Annotated in this window: 15 protein-coding genes; 11 read left to right on the top strand and 4 right to left on the bottom strand. The window is 43.8% G+C overall.

Annotation, left to right across the window (positions count from 1 at the left end; genetic code table 11):
• Positions 1–388: 388 nt before the first annotated feature.
• The 3 genes from M2273_RS20050 to M2273_RS20040 form a co-directional block, all read right to left on the bottom strand.
• Positions 389–706, bottom strand: coding sequence for a hypothetical protein (locus tag M2273_RS20050; protein ID WP_429399544.1), 318 nt, complete (start codon positions 704–706; stop codon positions 389–391).
• A 99-nt stretch (positions 707–805) separates the two neighbouring features.
• Positions 806–2,146 carry a serine hydrolase domain-containing protein gene (locus M2273_RS20045; RefSeq protein ID WP_429399543.1) on the bottom strand — a complete coding sequence of 447 codons (1,341 nt, stop codon included), beginning with the start codon at positions 2,144–2,146 and terminating at the stop codon, positions 806–808.
• Positions 2,147–2,265: 119 nt separating this feature from the next.
• Entirely contained in the window at positions 2,266–2,730 is a 465-nt protein-coding gene (locus M2273_RS20040; RefSeq protein ID WP_429399542.1) for a hypothetical protein, read from the bottom strand.
• Positions 2,731–2,983: 253 nt separating this feature from the next.
• Here M2273_RS20040 and M2273_RS20035 point away from each other — a divergent pair, with 253 nt between their 5' ends.
• Positions 2,984–5,620, top strand: a complete 2,637-nt coding sequence (locus tag M2273_RS20035) for a DUF5686 family protein (protein ID WP_429399541.1) — start codon at positions 2,984–2,986, stop codon at positions 5,618–5,620.
• Positions 5,621–5,879: 259 nt separating this feature from the next.
• Here M2273_RS20035 and M2273_RS20030 read toward each other — a convergent pair whose 3' ends face one another.
• Entirely contained in the window at positions 5,880–6,776 is an 897-nt protein-coding gene (locus M2273_RS20030; protein ID WP_429399540.1) for a helix-turn-helix domain-containing protein, read from the bottom strand.
• 200 nt (positions 6,777–6,976) lie between these two features.
• On the opposite strand from M2273_RS20030, the gene M2273_RS20025 reads away from it, so the two are divergent.
• From M2273_RS20025 to M2273_RS19980, 10 genes are all read left to right on the top strand, one after another.
• Positions 6,977–8,329 (top strand): carboxylesterase/lipase family protein, encoded by a 1,353-nt coding sequence (locus tag M2273_RS20025; protein ID WP_429399539.1) that lies wholly within the window; start codon positions 6,977–6,979, stop codon positions 8,327–8,329.
• Positions 8,284–8,601 carry a carboxylesterase family protein gene (locus tag M2273_RS20020; protein WP_429399538.1) on the top strand — a complete coding sequence of 106 codons (318 nt, stop codon included), beginning with the start codon at positions 8,284–8,286 and terminating at the stop codon, positions 8,599–8,601. Before M2273_RS20025 ends, M2273_RS20020 begins: the two co-directional genes overlap by 46 nt.
• 98 nt (positions 8,602–8,699) lie before the next feature.
• On the top strand, positions 8,700–9,551 hold the full coding sequence (locus M2273_RS20015; RefSeq protein ID WP_429399537.1) for an aldo/keto reductase: 852 nt from the start codon (positions 8,700–8,702) through the stop codon (positions 9,549–9,551).
• 15 nt (positions 9,552–9,566) lie between these two features.
• Complete coding sequence (locus tag M2273_RS20010; RefSeq protein WP_429399536.1) at positions 9,567–9,962, top strand: (R)-mandelonitrile lyase; 396 nt, start codon at positions 9,567–9,569, stop codon at positions 9,960–9,962.
• A gap of 10 nt (positions 9,963–9,972) precedes the next feature.
• Positions 9,973–10,956, top strand: coding sequence for an aldo/keto reductase (locus M2273_RS20005; protein WP_429399535.1), 984 nt, complete (start codon positions 9,973–9,975; stop codon positions 10,954–10,956).
• 56 nt (positions 10,957–11,012) lie between these two features.
• Entirely contained in the window at positions 11,013–11,432 is a 420-nt protein-coding gene (locus M2273_RS20000) for a cupin domain-containing protein (protein WP_429399572.1), read from the top strand.
• Between the two features lie 28 nt (positions 11,433–11,460).
• A complete protein-coding gene (locus M2273_RS19995; RefSeq protein WP_429399534.1) occupies positions 11,461–11,973 on the top strand; it encodes a nuclear transport factor 2 family protein in 513 nt (170 codons plus the stop codon).
• Positions 11,974–12,112: 139 nt separating this feature from the next.
• On the top strand, positions 12,113–12,760 hold the full coding sequence (locus M2273_RS19990) for a flavodoxin (RefSeq protein WP_429399533.1): 648 nt from the start codon (positions 12,113–12,115) through the stop codon (positions 12,758–12,760).
• Positions 12,760–13,911: a carboxymuconolactone decarboxylase family protein gene (locus tag M2273_RS19985; protein ID WP_429399532.1), complete on the top strand. Its 1,152-nt coding sequence runs from the start codon at positions 12,760–12,762 to the stop codon at positions 13,909–13,911. Before M2273_RS19990 ends, M2273_RS19985 begins: the two co-directional genes overlap by 1 nt.
• 253 nt (positions 13,912–14,164) lie before the next feature.
• Complete coding sequence (locus M2273_RS19980; protein WP_429399531.1) at positions 14,165–16,426, top strand: molybdopterin cofactor-binding domain-containing protein; 2,262 nt, start codon at positions 14,165–14,167, stop codon at positions 16,424–16,426.
• Positions 16,427–16,458 lie beyond the last annotated feature (32 nt).

The following is a 16,458-nucleotide window of genomic DNA, read 5'->3' as shown; positions in this document are numbered from 1 at the left end:
TATTTTCGACACATTTAGCAGAATATGATAAGGTTGTAATTCTATTCGAAAATAGTGAAATATTTCATCAATCATAGAGATCTGCCTAAAACGAAACATATTTTGCAGCGATTACTGGTAATTTTGAAGTTGCGCTGATGGATTCTGTGACACTTTTACTATACTCCTCTACCTGATAAGATCACTTTGCTTACGATCAGTTTCCAGTCAATAAAGGCAGCCCTGGTGAATCTGATAAAAGGTTTAAAGGCGCAATAACCGGAGCAATGATGAACTTTCCTTCAACGTTTTAATAAACGCCGCGCTACCTCCCGTATCAGGTGATCGCAGTAAGCCCAACTGACCGATATTGGCCTCGCGCTGATGAGTACCTGATCAGGTATTTTAGTTAAGAGCGTTTTATTTTACTCAGCAGATAATGAAGGATTATGGCAAGGATAGACCAGTAGAAAGCAAACCCGGCAAGAAAAAATGGAGGCGGTGTATCTGGATCTTGACGTAAAAATTTAATAAAAGGCAATAGCGGTCCTATCAAAATAACTTTGACAGGAGACACAATTGCGGATACGACAGATTTCCAGGCTACTTGTGATCCCGATCCGAGTAAAGATTCTGGTGGTTGATCCAAAAACAAAGTGGTGCTAAAAAGAAAGGCAAAAGCAAAGATGAGGAAGAAGAAAACGAATCTTGTTCTTGAAGTTTTCATACGCTATTACAATTAAAATTATGTTTTTATTAATGTCAAACGGAGTCTTATTTTTTTAAACTAAGATTTAACCCTTCACTGAACCTTTAAACCAGGAAGTTAATTTTCCTTTGTGAATACCCTTTCAACACCTGGCCGCTTCATGATCATCTGTTTTTTTGCTGCGTCGAATTCAAAGGTTACGCCGTTGGTGCCCTCGATCTTGAATTTATCCCGTGCCGTTGCTTCGAGCGGAGCTGCAGATTGCCCCGGCGGTTGAATGTAAAGGATGGTGCCATTCCTGGTGATCGTGAATTTTACAGGAGCTCCTGTGGTCGAATAAACTCCTATATAATTGTCCAGAACTTCTGCGCTGATGGCGACGGGTTCGAAGGTGGGGATCTCAAACGGTTTATTGTAGTAAATATCCATAATGTTTTTCATTATGTCTGCTACCGGGTAAACCTTCGCATTTGTTGCATAAGCAACCGCCAGCTTTTCTTCCGGCAGGTAAGCCAGCCACGCGCCATAGTTGTCGCCTCCGCCGGTATGCCCGTAGAAGGTCTTGCCGGCAAACAGGAAAGGCTCCATTCCTGACCCGTCGCCGTCCCTGATCGTCTTCATCAGTTCGAGGTGTTCCTTAGAGATTAGTTTCAGGTCAAACAACGCGTGGATGAATTTGACCATGTCATTCGGTGTAGAAATGATCGAACCTCCACCGAAAAGAATGCTTGGATGAGTTTCTGGTTCTTGTTTCCAGCCGCCGGTATACCGGTAAGTAAGGCTTTCATTTTTATTTACATCAATATTTCCCGTAGCGATATAGGTATCGTTGAGCCCGATCTTTGAAGTAATACTGCCCCTTAGCGTTTCCACATAGGATTTATTACTCAATTTTTCAACAATAAGACCTAAAAGGGCATAGCCGGAATTGCTGTACAAGTGCTTTGAGCCCGGCTCGAAATCAGACGGGCCTTTTGAAATTATGTTGAGTAATTCCTCTTTCGTTACGGGGCTGGTCTTCGATGCAGGCCGTAATTTCTCATCTAAGAGTGCATCATGGATCCCGCTTCGGTGTGCGAGGATCTGTGCGATGGTAACTTTTCCGGCGTTAGCGACCTGAGGGAAGAATTTACCGAGTGTATCAGTGAGCTTTAACTTTCTCTCTTCGACAAGTTGAAAGATCATTACAGCGGTGTACATTTTGGTGACCGAAGCGATCCGGTATCTGCTTTCTGCAGTCAGTGGTTTCTTTACCGTTTCGCTGATCTGGCCATACCCAATAGACCGGTTGTAAAGCACCTTTCCATCTTTTGAAATGACAAGAGTGCCCATCGCCTTATTTCTTTCAGCGAGCCGGTCAAAATACTGGTCTAACTTTGCTTTGTCAAAAGTTTGTGCATATCCGGTGGTAAACACCGCCAGCGTCAATAAAAGCGCAAATGATATTTTAATGTTCATAGCGTTAATCGAGTCTATTTGTTAAAAAAAGTACTTTGCAATACAAAGTTAAATGAAAACATTTTGTATTTCAAGTATTTTTATAAAAAATTTGGATTAGCGCAGGGAATTTGTTTCTGTTAAAAATGCCTGAAATTCGGTCGGCTGATCAGTGGCGAAAAAGACCAGGGCACCGAGCTTAAAATGACTAACAGGGCTATCGTAAACCAAATTGCTATCGTTTTAAATTTTTCCCTGTCCGTTGTTTTCCGTTTGGCTTTAGCAGAGCCAATCGTGATAACAGTTATCCCTATGAGCATCATGGTAATATGTTCCATGCCAAAAAACCTGATGGCACGTTCATGCACAGCTGTACTGAAGTTATGTAAGAAATAGGAGACTATTGGGCTGAGCAAATAAAGCCAGATACCCAATACTAATTGAATATGCGCCACGGTAGCAGTCGTATACCTTACCGCATTATCGAATTTTAAATAGGGCTTATCCAATAACCAACCGCGATAGCCGCCAAAGATGGCAAAAAGCAGGGTGCATAATACCAGCCAGCGGGTGAAGGAGTGTAATGCTAATAAGGTTACGTACATACTGATGCAGACGATTATTCAATAAAAATATTTTAAACCATAATACTTTTAATTTCACCCGCTACATTTTCGCATTGAAACCCGCGCCACCGAAACTAATTGAAACAGAGCAATTTGCTTAAATATGCCAAAAACATCAGGTTAAATACAGATTTAAGTGTTAATTTAGGACTGAAATTTAAATACGCCCTAACATAATTGAATGACTGTATAAATACCTGCTTTATTTTTTATCAATAAATTATTTATTCAGTTGGCATTTATTTTTTGGAATCCCTCTACACGATTGACTCCCGCTATGCGGATGATGACCGCGTTCCAAAGCGTTTATAAATTAAAGAAACTAAGTTTTTTATACTTTATTTTCATTTCGCTAAGCGTATCGGCTCAACAACAAAGCAATACCGGGGATAAGTCGACACAGGTAAGCGGGCGTATTACCGACGCCGCATCCGGGGCACCACTTTCATTTATCCGGGTAAATTTTACGGGCAGTTCTTACAGCACTACTTCAGATAATCATGGTAATTATTCATTAAGTGCTCCCGGTTCTTTTAACCAGGTATCTTATTCATCTATGGGATATATACCAGAAATCAGGAAAATTAATCCCGGGCAGGTCAATAACGTATCTGTTAAACTCAGGTACACTGAAACCCAGCTAAAAGAAGTCAAAATAACATCGGCTAAAAGTAAACGGTACCGTAACAAAGGAAACCCCGCGGTTGAACTTATTCAACAGGTTATTGATCACAAAGAAAGGAACCGGATGCAAAGTTCAAACTACCTGCAGTATGATTTGTATGAGCGTATCGGGCTTTCTGTTTTTAATCTTTCCAATAAATTCCTGAACGGGCGCTTTTTCAGCAAGTACAAGTTTATGCTGGATACAACTTCAAAAATAAACGGACAAACGCAAACTTCGCTACCTGTTTTTTTTAGCGAAAAATTGTTTCAAAACTATTATCGCAAAGATCCATCAAAGTCTATCCAGATCCTTAACGCTCAAAAACAAACCAACATCCTTAAATTTATCGATACCACGGGGCTCGATATTTATCTCAACCGTCTTTATGGTAATAGTGTTGATATCTATTCAAATAACATCTTTATTATCAATCGACAATTCCTGAGCCCGATTGCAAATCATGCACCCGATTTTTATAAGTTTTTTATCACCGATACTGTTAAAACAACAGCCGAAAAATTAATAGAGATCAGCTTTACCCCACGCAACAAGGGCGATCTCTTGTTTGAAGGTAAATTATACGTTACGATGGATGGAAATTATGCCGTTAAATCGTGCGAATTGAAAGTAAATAAAGAGATCAATATCAATTTTATGCGCAGTCTCAACATCCAACAGGATTTTAAGCAGGACTCGGGTCGTTATTTCCTGGTAAAAAGCAATGTTAGGGCTGATTTTGGCCTTTTAAAGGAGAAAGGAATGGGTGTAATTGGCGAGCGTACGGCCGTATTTTCCAATTATAAATTAAACGCCCCCCAACCCGACGCCTTTTATGCGGGGAAAAGCGAGCAGGTTATTGAAAATTCTAACCAAGCCGATACAAGTTATTGGGCTCATCACCGCCCGGATACATTGAATCATCAGCAAGCTAAAGTATATGCGCATGTTACGCGGCTGGAAAACATGCCCTCATTTAAAAGAACCACCTGGATCGCTTCTGCACTTACCGGCGGCTACGCCAATATCGGCCCAGTGCAATTAGGGCCTCTTGGGTCTACTTACGCCTACGACACACAGGAGGGCTCCAGGCTACAGGTAGGCGGCCGAACGACGCCCCAGTTTAACAGTACCATTTATCTGGAAGATCACATCGCTTACGGCTTTAGGGATCAACAGGTAAAATATAACCTTAACACCTATTTTTCGTTAAATAAGATGTCTCCTTTCCGGTATCCCCGCGACTATTTTAAAGTAAGTTACCGGTACGATGCCGACCTTCCGGGACAAAGCCTGACCATTATTCCTGAACAGGCGGCACTTACATCCTTCAGCACCGGTAAAACAGATTACTGGTTATATAACAAAACTTATACCGTTGCTTACGTGAGGGATTTTGAAAATCATTTTTCCTTTAACATTGCTTTCAGAAACTGGAACCAGCAACCGGCAGGCACACTGGAATTCCTGTCAAATAATGCTGATCATAATATCATCCATAGCTTAACTACCAGCGAGGTTGAACTGAACATGAGATACGCGCCGCATGAGCAAATTATACAGGGTACGCAGGAACGGCATACCATTCGTAGCAGGTACCCGATCTTGAACCTGCAAGTAAGCCACGCGTTTAAAGATGTATTTAACGGCTCATATGCCTATAACAACATTACCGCCAATATTTACAAACGTTTTTTTCTTTCACAGTTAGGCTACTCGGATATTACCTTAGTGGGGAGCATCACAACAGGGAAAGTACCATTTCCGTTACTTAGCATTCTGCGGGCTAACCAATCCATAGCCTATGATCCCGATGCGTATAACAAAATGAACTACCTGGAATTTGTTAGCGATCATTATATAGGCCTTAATCTTACACACAGCTTTAGCGGTTTCATCCTGAACAAGATCCCGTTGATCCGGCATTTGAAATGGAGAGAATACCTTTCCTTTAAAGTATTATATGGTGGTTTACGTAATGAAAACAACCCATTATTTTCAAAAGACCTTTATCAATTCCCGGTAGGTTCAAACGGATCAAACGGCACTTTTTCGTTAGGCGATACACCATATATTGAAGGAGGTGCCGGTATCGGAAATATTTTCAAATTTTTAAGAATAGATGTGATCAAAAGGTTCAACTATCTTGATCATCCCGCGGTTTCGGCATACGGCGTTAAACTTAGCTTTAGCCCCCATCTTTAAATTCTTTGCTGATCAATCATCGATTTTCGGATTGGTGAACAACAGCTTGAGATATATTGGCATAATTGGCATGGGACAAAAAATATAAAACCCTGTAAATCAGCATATTTACAGGGTTTTGATTTGATATCGCTATGTAACAGGACAGGATTATTCACTTACCACCATAAGCCGGTTCAACGGTGCACCGTACAGAGTGCGTAATCAATCACCAATCTCATGTTGGTGATGTCCTGCTGCTTACTGCGAGATGTTATGGTCAATTCATTGAGCGATACTCATTCGGTGTATGGCCAACCCGTTTTTTGAACACCCTAACAAAATGCTGAGGGTATTTAAAGCCCAGCTCGTATGCCACCTGATTAATGGTTTTGCTGCCATCGAAAATCTTTTCTTTCGCAACATCTATTAGTTTAGCTTGTATATATTCCTGCGCAGTTTTGCCGGTATCCTTTTTTATCAGGTCGCCAAAGTAATTAGGAGATAAATGGAGCTGTTCTGCACAATAAGCAACTGACGGCAACCCAACATCCTGTGGCCTGTCAGAAGCAAAATAATCATTCAGCAGGTTTTCAAACTTTTCCAAAACACCCTGATACACATGATCCCTGGTAATAAATTGACGCTCATAAAAACGAACACTGTAATCCAGGAAAAGTTCTATGTTCGATACGATGAGCCGTTTACTGTGTTTGTCTACACCGCGCTCCAGTTCGTAATCTATCTTGGAGAAACAATCTAAAACGATATTCCTTTCCCGACCGGACAAATGCAACGCTTCGCTTGACTGGTAGCCGAAGAAAGTGTATTCCTGAATACGGCGGCCAAGCGACGTACCATGTATCAGATCTGGGTGAAATGCAAGCGCGTAGCCCTTGGGCTGGTAGGTTTCGCCGTTACTGTTTACACCGGCAACTTGTCCCGGTGCCATGAAAACCAATGTGCCTTCCTGGTAGTCATAAGTGTCTCTGCCGTATACCAGATCACCGCATTTTACATCTTTTAAAAATGCAATATAAAAGCCAAAGTACATCCTGGAGCCTTGCCTTGGGTCGGCTTTTGACAGATCCACCACGCTTACTAAAGGGTGCTTTGTCTCATTTTTATTAAAGGCATTATATTCACTGATCGTGTTGAAACGTCGCATGTCATCCATAACCGGTTATTTTTAATTCTAATTTACATTAATAATCAATGGGTTGATACTGAACCTATCTAAATCAGTAATAATGGTATAAACATCCGTAATCTGTATCATGCCAGCCTCGATGAAACACCTGACATTTGTATAACCGGCAAGCTTTTGAGCGTATGCCCGGTAGTCTATAATAAACCTAATCTCAATCTTGCAGTGTTATGAAAAGAACCTTAACAGGTATTGTTTTGTTGATTGCTTGCTCTGTGCACGCGCAGCAAACAGAAAATAAAGTTACTAATGCTGCTACTGGACCTACAGTTCGCACCGCATCCGGCATACTGCGCGGCGTGACTGAGGGAGATGTTTCCAGCTTTAAGGGAATACCTTATGCCGCTGCGCCGGTAGGTGCCAACCGCTGGAGGCCGCCGCAACCCTATCCTGTCTGGACAGGTGACCGTGACGCGAGCAAATTCGGCGCGGATTGCGCACAGATGGGATGGCCCCGTAATGGAACGGAAATATCAAAAACATCTGCTGAAGATTGCCTTTTTCTTAACGTTTGGAAGCCCGCAGATTCCCCGTCGGGCGCAAAACTACCGGTAATGGTATGGATACATGGCGGTGGTTTCGTTGCCGGCAGCGGCAGGCAGACAGATGCTGATTACGTACAATTTGCAAAGCACGGCGTTATGCTGGTCACCATCAACTATCGCCTTGGCCGGCTCGGCTTTTTTGCTTTTCCGGCGCTTAGTGCAGCGCATCCGGAAGAATATAAAGGCAATTACGGTTACATGGATCAGATCGCTGCACTTAAATGGGTGAAGCAAAACATTGCGGCTTTCGGCGGTGATCCGAAGAACGTAACCATCTTTGGTGAGTCTGCAGGTGGGGTTTCTGTACAATCACTTTTGACCATTCCGAGTGCAAAGGGCTTATTTCATAAGGCCATTATCGAGTCTGGCGGTGGCCGCGATGGTGTGCTCACCGGGCGTCCGATCAGTAAAGATAACGCCGATGCCTATTATCCGGTATCGGCAGAAGCTATTGGTATAAACTTCGCCAAGAAGCATGGAATCGAAGGCACGGATGCTGGGGCTCTGGAAAAATTAAGGTCCCTTAGTGTGTCAGAGATCGTTGACGGAGGCCAGGAAAGTGATGGTCGTGGAGGGCCGCTGATCTATACAGGGCCGATCCTCGACGGCAAACTAGTTGTAGAAACTGCGCAGAGCGCCTACAATACCGGCAGGGCTCTAAAAATCCCGCTGATGATCGGGTCGAACAGTGCAGAAGTACCCGCCGGTTTTGTTAACGCCAGTTCGAAAGACTCGTTACTGAATTTGTTCGGTAACATGAAAGCTGAAGCAAAGGCAGTTTACTATCCTGATGGCACTACCGAATTTTCCAAAATGCTTTCCATGGTTAACACTGATAAGGTATGGGCAGAACCCGCCCGGTTTACCGCCGGGCCTTTACAGCTAAAGGAGCGCCGGCCTATATTTATCTTTTCTCCTACGTATCTCCTTCCATGCAGCAGTGGATGCGGTATGGCGCGGCACATGCATCTGAAATAGCCTATGTGTTCGGCAACCCGGTTAACAGGAATGGAGCGCCCGTAGCACAAAAAGATCAGGAGGTCGCCAATTTAATGAATGCCTATTGGACAAATTTTGCCAAAACAGGCGATCCTAATGGAGGTGGATTGCCGAAATGGCCCGTTTATGATCCCAAAGAAAATCAACTTTTGGAGATCCAGGCGGATGGCTCAGCAGTGGGTAAACCAGATCCAAAGAAAGCAAGGATCGACGTTATCGAAAAGGCCGTTACTTCCGGGAACCTGCACTAAACCATCAATCTGTAATAATGGTATAAATGTCCGTAATCCGTATCCCATTTATCAGAATTATAGATGTGACCTTTGTACAGGTTTAGTAAAAAGAAATTATGCAAACAGTAAAATTAAATAACGGCGTTGAAATGCCCATCTTAGGATTCGGCGTCTTCCAGGTGACCGACCTAGCCGAATGTGAAAGAAGTGTAGTTGATGCTATAGAAACCGGCTACAGGCTAATCGACACCGCGCAATCTTATATGAACGAAGAAGCCGTTGGCAAAGCCATAAAGTCTGCCGGCGTAACTCGCGAAGAACTGTTTATCACCACCAAGCTGTGGATACAATCTAATGGTTACGAAGGAGCGAAAAAGGCTTTTGAAAACTCTTTAAAGAAACTGCAGCTGGATTACCTCGACCTGTACCTCATCCATCAGCCCTTTGGCGATGTTTATGGAGAATGGCGGGCGATGGAAGAACTTTATAAAGAAGGAAAGGTGAGAGCCATCGGGGTAAGTAATTTTCAACCCGACAGGTTGATTGACCTGATCATTCACAACGAGATCGTTCCGGCGGTTAACCAGGTAGAAACACATCCGTTCCACCAGCAGCATGATGCGCAGCAGTTCATGATTGATAATAAGGTGCAGATCGAATCATGGGGACCGTTTGCGGAGGGCAAGAATGATATTTTTAAGAACGAGTTGCTTAAATCTATCGGTGATAAATACAATAAATCAATTGCCCAGGTTATCCTGCGTTGGTTGACGCAAAAAGGCGTGGTTGCCATTCCAAAATCTGTGCGCAAAGAACGCATGGCCGAAAACCTGAACAGCCTTGATTTTCAGTTAACCACTGAGGAAATGGATAAGATCAAAACAATGGACACAAACACCAGCAGCTTTTTCGATCATCGTGATCCGAAAATGGTGAAATGGCTTGGAGAGCGTAAACTAAACGATTAATTATTCTATCAAATTATGGAAATCAAACGTATTGGCTCCAGGTCTTCGGGAAAAGGACCTGCTGAATATTTTACCGGCTCTGTCCGGATTGACCCGCTGAATGAACCGCCTGAACCTGCCCGCGTTGTGATGGCATTAGTCACATTTGAACCCGGTGCACGTACAGCCTGGCATACGCATCCTTTTGGGCAAACATTAATCGTTACAGCTGGTGCAGGCTGGGTACAACGTGAGGACGATGAAAGGCAAAATATATATCCCGGCGATGTGGTTTATTTTGAACCGAATGAAAAACATTGGCATGGCGCAACCGCTGTTACGGCTATGAGTCATATCGCCGTCCAGGAAAAAGAGAACGGTTCGCCGGTAGACTGGTTGGAGCAGGTGACAGACAAACAATACCATAGTTAAAAACATCAACATGAAAAAGAGACAATTAGGAAATAGTGGATTAGAAGTTTCAGCATTAGGATTAGGCTGTATGGGTCTCAGCTTTGGTTATGGACCAGCGGCTGAGAAATCCGCCGCGATAAAATTGCTGCACGCGGCGGTAGAACGCGGTGTGACCTTTTTTGATACTGCCGAAGCATACGGTCCTTTTGATAACGAAGAGTTGCTTGGCGAGGCGTTGGCCGCATACCGCAACAACGTAGTTATAGCAACCAAATTTGGCTTTAAAGAAGGAAAAACACCTTTGGGGACGGACAGCCGCCCGAAAACCATCAGAGCAGTAGCAGAAGCCTCGCTTAAGCGCTTGAAAACCGATGTGATCGACCTGTTTTATCAGCACCGGGTTGACCCAAACATTCCGATGGAAGATGTGGCGGGAACGGTTAAAGACCTGATACAGGAAGGTAAAGTAAAACATTTCGGCCTTTCGGAAGCCGGCGTACCATCTATCCGCAAAGCACATGCGGTGCAGCCAGTTGCAGCCCTGCAAAGTGAATATTCACTTTGGTGGCGTGAACCGGAAAAGGAGATACTGCCAACGCTTGAAGAACTTGGAATAGGCTTTGTGCCTTTCAGTCCGCTCGGTAAAGGATTTTTGACCGGAGCGATAAATGAAAATACGACTTTCGATAAAACCGATTTCCGGAATACCGTTCCCCGTTTTTCGGAAGAGAACCGCAAAGCCAATCAGGCATTGGTTGACCTGTTGGGCAAAATTGCTGCTGACAGAAATGCAACTTCGGCACAAATAGCCTTAACCTGGCTGCTCGCCCAAAAAACCTGGATCGTTCCGATCCCGGGTACAACGAAACTGCACCGTCTGGAAGAGAACCTGGGTGCTGCTGATATCGAGCTGTCAGGCAATGACCTTAAAGAGATTGGGGATGCCCTGTCTCAGATTGAAGTGCAGGGGCACCGTTATTCAGAACAGGCACAAAAAATGATTAACCGTTAAAACTACTACCATGAAAAAAATATTTTTTGTTACCATTGTATTAATTAACTGCAGGCATCGCAATCCGTATAGCGGCGCAAACCGCGCCCATTTTTCCAAAGGGTGAGATCGCTACCGTAAATAACCATACCGGAACGGTTTGGCTTACCGAACTCAATAAGCCTGACAGCACCATTGATATTGCTGTGGCAAATGCAACTTTTGCACCCAGTGCAAAACTCGACTGGCACATTCATCCCGCAGGGCAGATCCTGATGATTACAGAAGGTACCGGTTATTACCAGGAAAAAGGTAAGCCTATCCAGGTGGTTCACAAAGGAGATGTCATTAAATGCGTTCCGGGCATTGCACACTGGCACGGCGCATCACCCAAAAGTTCCTTTTCCTATCTGGCGGTAAGTACAAACAGCGCAAAAAACAAAACGGTATGGCTTCAAAGGGTAACTGATGCGGAATACAATAGCGTTAAAAATTAAGCAACATACAAACTTAAAACCTAAGATTATGAAAAAAGCTATTATCGGAATGTTCCTGTGTTTCGCCACCGTGCAGCTATCCCATGCTCAGGCTAAATTGCCAAATGCAGCAACAACAAGCACTACAAAAGAAGAGCAGGAGATCCTTGATCTATCCAAAACGAAATGGACATGGATGGCAGACAAAAATGTAGAGTCTCTAAACGGACTGTTTACCGAGAATTGTGCCTTTGTTCACATGGGGGGAAGCTGGGGAAAGACCCAGGAATTGAACACAATTAAAGGCGGCTTTATCTGGTATAAGAAGGCAGAGGTTTATGGCGCGTCTGTAAATATTTTTGGTAACACCGCTATCCTGTTAAATGATATCGATTTGCTGGCAGTAGTTGGCGGCAACGAAGTAGTCCATGCGTTTATGGTGACGGAAGTGTACCTTAAGGAAAACGGAAAATGGAAAATGGGCTCACTCACTTTTTCAACGCTGGTGAGGCCGGTTAAAATGAAAACCAACATCCCGCAAACGGCGCAGCCGCAACATTAACATCAACTTATAAGATATGAACCGTCGTGATGTTTTAAAACAGGCCTGACACTTGCAGATGGCACCTTGCTTGCTTCAAATGCAGCCGCCAAAAACCTGATTTCAGAAGCATCGGGTAAGGGATAAAAAACTTAAATCTATGGAAAAAGTAAAAGTCCTTTTTGTAATGGCAACTATTGCTTTCAGCACCATATCGGGATGTTCGAAGGCTCAAAAATTAACCGGTAACACAACAGATAAACCAACTGCCACGGTTATCGATGGTAATAAAAAAATACTGATCGTGTATTTGTCCCGGACGAATAATACCAAAGCAATCGCACAGATCATTCAGAAACAGGTTGGCGGAAAACTGGTCGCCTTGGAGCTCGTTAATCCTTATCCCGAAAACTATCAGGCTATCGTTGCGCAGGTAGTTCGGGAGAATGAAACGGATTTTTTACCACCGCTTAAAACGAAGATCGACAGCATTGCGAAATATGATATGATATTCGTTGGCTTTCCTACATGGGGCATGCAACTGCCGCCGCCAATGAAAAGCTTTTTGACGCAATATGACCTGAGCGGGAAAACTATCATTCCTTTTAATACCAATGCCGGTTATGGCATCGGCAGCACTTTTGAAACTGTAAAAGCGCTTTGTCCAAACAGCACCGTATTGGATGCGTATACTATAAAAGGTGGAATTGAAAGGGATGGTATCCTCTTCGTGATGGAAGGTGCAAAAGAAAGGCAGGCACAGACAGAGATTAAAACATGGTTGAAAAAAATAAAAATCATTAAGTAATGAGTAATATTTCAAAATTGATCTTTTCCGTATCTCTGACTTTAATCATATGCCTCGGCTCAGTTGCTTACAGCCAGCAGACGACTAAAAGTGAATTGCCTTTAACTTCCAGACAGCAAGCCATTGTTCTTATTTCAGCATATGCCGCTAAAGGAGATCAGGTTAATTTAAAAGTTGCTTTAGCCAAAGGCCTGGAAGCAGGCCTGACCGTAAATGAGATTAAAGAAGTTTTGGTTCAGCTATATGCTTATGCAGGTTTCCCGAGAAGTTTGAACGCGATCAGCACCTTTCAAAATGTTGTTAATGATAGAAAGAAAATAGGAAAAACGGATATAGAGGGTAAGAAACCGGCAAAAATAAATTATGGTGACGATAAGTATCAGTTTGGGAAAAATGTCCAAGCAAAGCTGACAGGCAGATCCGCAAATTCCACACAAGGTTTCGTTCCGGTGATTGATACCTTTTTAAAGGAGCATTTGTTTGCTGACATTTTTGGCAGAAATAATCTTGACTATCAAAGCCGGGAGATCGCGACGATCTCCATATTAGCAACTATCGGTAATGCCGACGCTCAGCTTGGCAGCCATTTAAGTGTAGGACGAAACACAGGCCTAACAGAAGGGCAATTGCTGGGAATCGCTGCCCAATTGTCGAAAGCTATTGGTCCGAATGCTGGCAATTCGGCAATCCGATTCATAGACGCCATGTTCGGTTCCAAGGGCAACGCCCCAACTCCTGCTTCAGAGCAGACGATAGTCTCGGAGCCGACTTTCCCAAAAGGAAACAAAGTTTCCAATGGTAATTTCACCGGTGATGTCTGGGTAAGCATGCTAACGAGCGTAGACACGGCGAACAGTACCTCGGTTGGCAATGTGACCTTCGCACCAAAAGCACGGTCAAACTGGCACTTGCATCCTTCAGGACAAATATTATTAATCACAGACGGTGTGGGGTATTACCAGGAAAAAGGTCAGCCTATCCGTTTGATCCGCAAGGGTGATGTCATCAAATGTTCCGCTAATGTAGCTCATTGGCATGGAGCATCGCGGGATAGCTCTATGTCACATATCGCTTTGGGACCAAATAACGGCAAAGGTATAGTGGTGTGGATGGGCAGCGTATCAGACGAAGAGTATGCTAAGTTTAAGTGATAAAATGGATGCCCAATTTGTCTGATAAAAGCAGGGGCAACAAAATCTATTACGATAGCTCAAGCTCAATTTATAGCAGTTCTATGATTTAAAATTAATTATTTTTTGTACCTTTTAACTTATAAAGCACTATACCTAAGATAATTATATTAACCACTATGATTTTTTGCGAACCTCTTCACCCGTTAAAAGCGTGTGAAATTCGCTGTTCAATATTAAAAGTTTGATACACCATTAGAAAACTAATATTAAAATGGAAAAGACCAAAACCAATTTCAGCAGGCGTGCCTTTTTAAAGGCTTCTGCACTTGTCGGAGGCGGACTGATGATCCAATTCAGTGCACTCGCAAAATTTGGGCTTGCCGCCAGGGGCGTTGACGCTGGTACTACTGCAGAGTGGAATGAAATAAACGGATATATCAAGATCACCGCGGATAATATCATAAAAATCATTTGCCCTAACCCGGAATTCGGACAAAATGTGATGACTTCACTTCCTATGATCGTAGCCGAGGAGCTGGACGTGACCTGGGAAAAAGTAGTGGTTGAAATGGGGCCGCACGACAACGTAAAATTAGGCCCTCAGTTTACCGGAGGCAGTAATTCCGTGAGAATGTACTGGAAGCCGCTCCGCGAAGCGGGCGCAACTACCCGCCGCATGCTGATGGAGGCCGCAGCCCAAACCTGGGGAGTACCTGTGGAAGAAGTGACAACTAAAGCCGGAGTGCTTTACCATGAAAAAAGCGGTAAAACAGGGAAGTATGGTGACTTTGCATCAAAAGCTGCAGGTATTCCCGTACCCAAGGGCGTTAAGTTAAAAGATGTCAAAAATTTTAACGTTGTTAGAAGTTCACAAAAAAATGTTGAAGGGACGAAGATCATCAGCGGCAAGCCGCTTTTTGGGTTGGATTATAAACATGAAGGTATGCTGATTGCCATGATCCAGCATCCGCCTGCATTTGGTATGAAACTCAAATCGTTTGATGCATCCCAGGCTTTGAGAATGCCCGGTGTAAAAGATGTCTTCACTCTGAAATTATATGAAGATGGATTTGAACAGGGCGGTTTTGACACGCGTACCTTCAATGATCTGCTGGTGGTGGTAGGCAAAACCACCTGGGAAGTGATGAATGCCCGTAAAAAACTCATCACAGAATGGGAACCCACTGGTGATACCAAAGATACTATAGGAGGCAGGGGAGGAAAAAGGGAGGTTATCGTTCCCGGGGAGCTTGAAAATACCGCCACCCAATATGAAAAAATGCGAGAGTACGCCAGTAAACCCGGACAGGAATTAAGAAAAGACGGCGATCCGGAAACCGCGTTCAAGAATGCGGCGCAAATCATCGAACGCACTTATAATGCACCTTTCCTGGCACATAACTGCATGGAGCCGATGAATTTCTTTGCCCACGTCACCGATGAAAAAGCTTTAGTAGTAGGCCCTTTACAAGCCCCTGGCTGGACAGAGCCGACGCTTTCGAAAGTTTTAAAACTACCCGCCGACAAGATCGAAATTCAGATGACCCGTATGGGTGGAGGATTTGGCCGCAGAGCTTATGGACATTATCTGATAGAGGCTGCTCTGATCTCTAAAAAAGCCAAGGCACCTGTTAAACTCATCTACAGTCGCGAAGATGACACAACCTATGGTATTTATCGCCCTATGTACACGGCTACCTACCGGGCTGCGCTGGATGCCAATAAAAACCTGATCGCCTTTCACGTTAAAGGTGGCGGGATACCTGAACATGCCATTCATGCAAACAGGTTTCCGGCCGGTGCGATAGATAATTACCTTGCCGAAGGCTGGCAGATCGCATCCAACATTACCATCGGTGCGTTCCGGGCTCCGAGATCTAACTTCAATGCGGCCGCAGAACAGTCTTTCCTGGATGAATTGGCGGAAGCAATGGGTGAAGACCCAATAGACTTCCGGTTGGAGTTGTTAAAAAGAGCAAAAGAAAATCCAGTAGGTAAAAACAATGAATATGATGCTGACCGGTACGCCGGCGTGTTGAAATTAGTTAAAGAAAAATCGGGGTGGAATGGCCCGGAACATAAAAAATTCAGCCGTGGCGTTGCCGCTTATTTCTGCCATAATTCTTATGCGGCCCATGTAGTAGATATGACGACCAAAGACGGGCAACCGTATGTCGAAAGAGTATTTAGCGCCATGGATTGCGGAATAGTGATAAACCCGGATGCAGCAACGAATATGGTACAGGGCGCAGTTGTTGACGGAATTGGAAATTCCCTTTATGGCGGATTGACGCATAAAAATGGCGTGGTAGAAGAAAATAATTTTCATAAGTACAGGATCATCCGCATGCACGAAGCACCTAAAAAAGTTGAGGTCCATTTTGTTCAGAATGATATTGATCCTACCGGATTGGGTGAGCCACCCTTTCCTCCTGTATTTGGCGCAGTAGCTAACGCGTTATACAAGGCATCCGGCCGGCGTTACTATCAGCAGCCTTTTTCTTCACCACAGCCTGAGATACCTGCGGTTTAATTCATTGATTTTTTCAACCATAATATTTTAGT

Source organism: Mucilaginibacter lappiensis (genome assembly GCF_050433765.1).
Taxonomy (GTDB): domain Bacteria; phylum Bacteroidota; class Bacteroidia; order Sphingobacteriales; family Sphingobacteriaceae; genus Mucilaginibacter; species Mucilaginibacter lappiensis_A.
The sequence above is the reverse complement of the archived record's forward strand: the minus strand, read 5'-3'. Positions and strand labels throughout refer to the sequence as shown.

Coding starts and splice junctions, on each gene's coding strand:
- M2273_RS20045 (WP_429399543.1), bottom strand. CDS start 2,146: ATGAACATTAAAATATCATTTGCGCTTTTATTGACGCTGGCGGTGTTT.
- M2273_RS20030 (WP_429399540.1), bottom strand. CDS start 6,776: ATGGATGACATGCGACGTTTCAACACGATCAGTGAATATAATGCCTTT.
- M2273_RS20025 (WP_429399539.1), top strand. CDS start 6,977: ATGAAAAGAACCTTAACAGGTATTGTTTTGTTGATTGCTTGCTCTGTG.
- M2273_RS20050 (WP_429399544.1), bottom strand. CDS start 706: ATGAAAACTTCAAGAACAAGATTCGTTTTCTTCTTCCTCATCTTTGCT.
- M2273_RS19980 (WP_429399531.1), top strand. CDS start 14,165: ATGGAAAAGACCAAAACCAATTTCAGCAGGCGTGCCTTTTTAAAGGCT.
- M2273_RS20040 (WP_429399542.1), bottom strand. CDS start 2,730: ATGTACGTAACCTTATTAGCATTACACTCCTTCACCCGCTGGCTGGTA.
- M2273_RS19985 (WP_429399532.1), top strand. CDS start 12,760: ATGAGTAATATTTCAAAATTGATCTTTTCCGTATCTCTGACTTTAATC.
- M2273_RS19995 (WP_429399534.1), top strand. CDS start 11,461: ATGAAAAAAGCTATTATCGGAATGTTCCTGTGTTTCGCCACCGTGCAG.
- M2273_RS20005 (WP_429399535.1), top strand. CDS start 9,973: ATGAAAAAGAGACAATTAGGAAATAGTGGATTAGAAGTTTCAGCATTA.
- M2273_RS20015 (WP_429399537.1), top strand. CDS start 8,700: ATGCAAACAGTAAAATTAAATAACGGCGTTGAAATGCCCATCTTAGGA.
- M2273_RS20020 (WP_429399538.1), top strand. CDS start 8,284: ATGCAGCAGTGGATGCGGTATGGCGCGGCACATGCATCTGAAATAGCC.
- M2273_RS20010 (WP_429399536.1), top strand. CDS start 9,567: ATGGAAATCAAACGTATTGGCTCCAGGTCTTCGGGAAAAGGACCTGCT.
- M2273_RS19990 (WP_429399533.1), top strand. CDS start 12,113: ATGGAAAAAGTAAAAGTCCTTTTTGTAATGGCAACTATTGCTTTCAGC.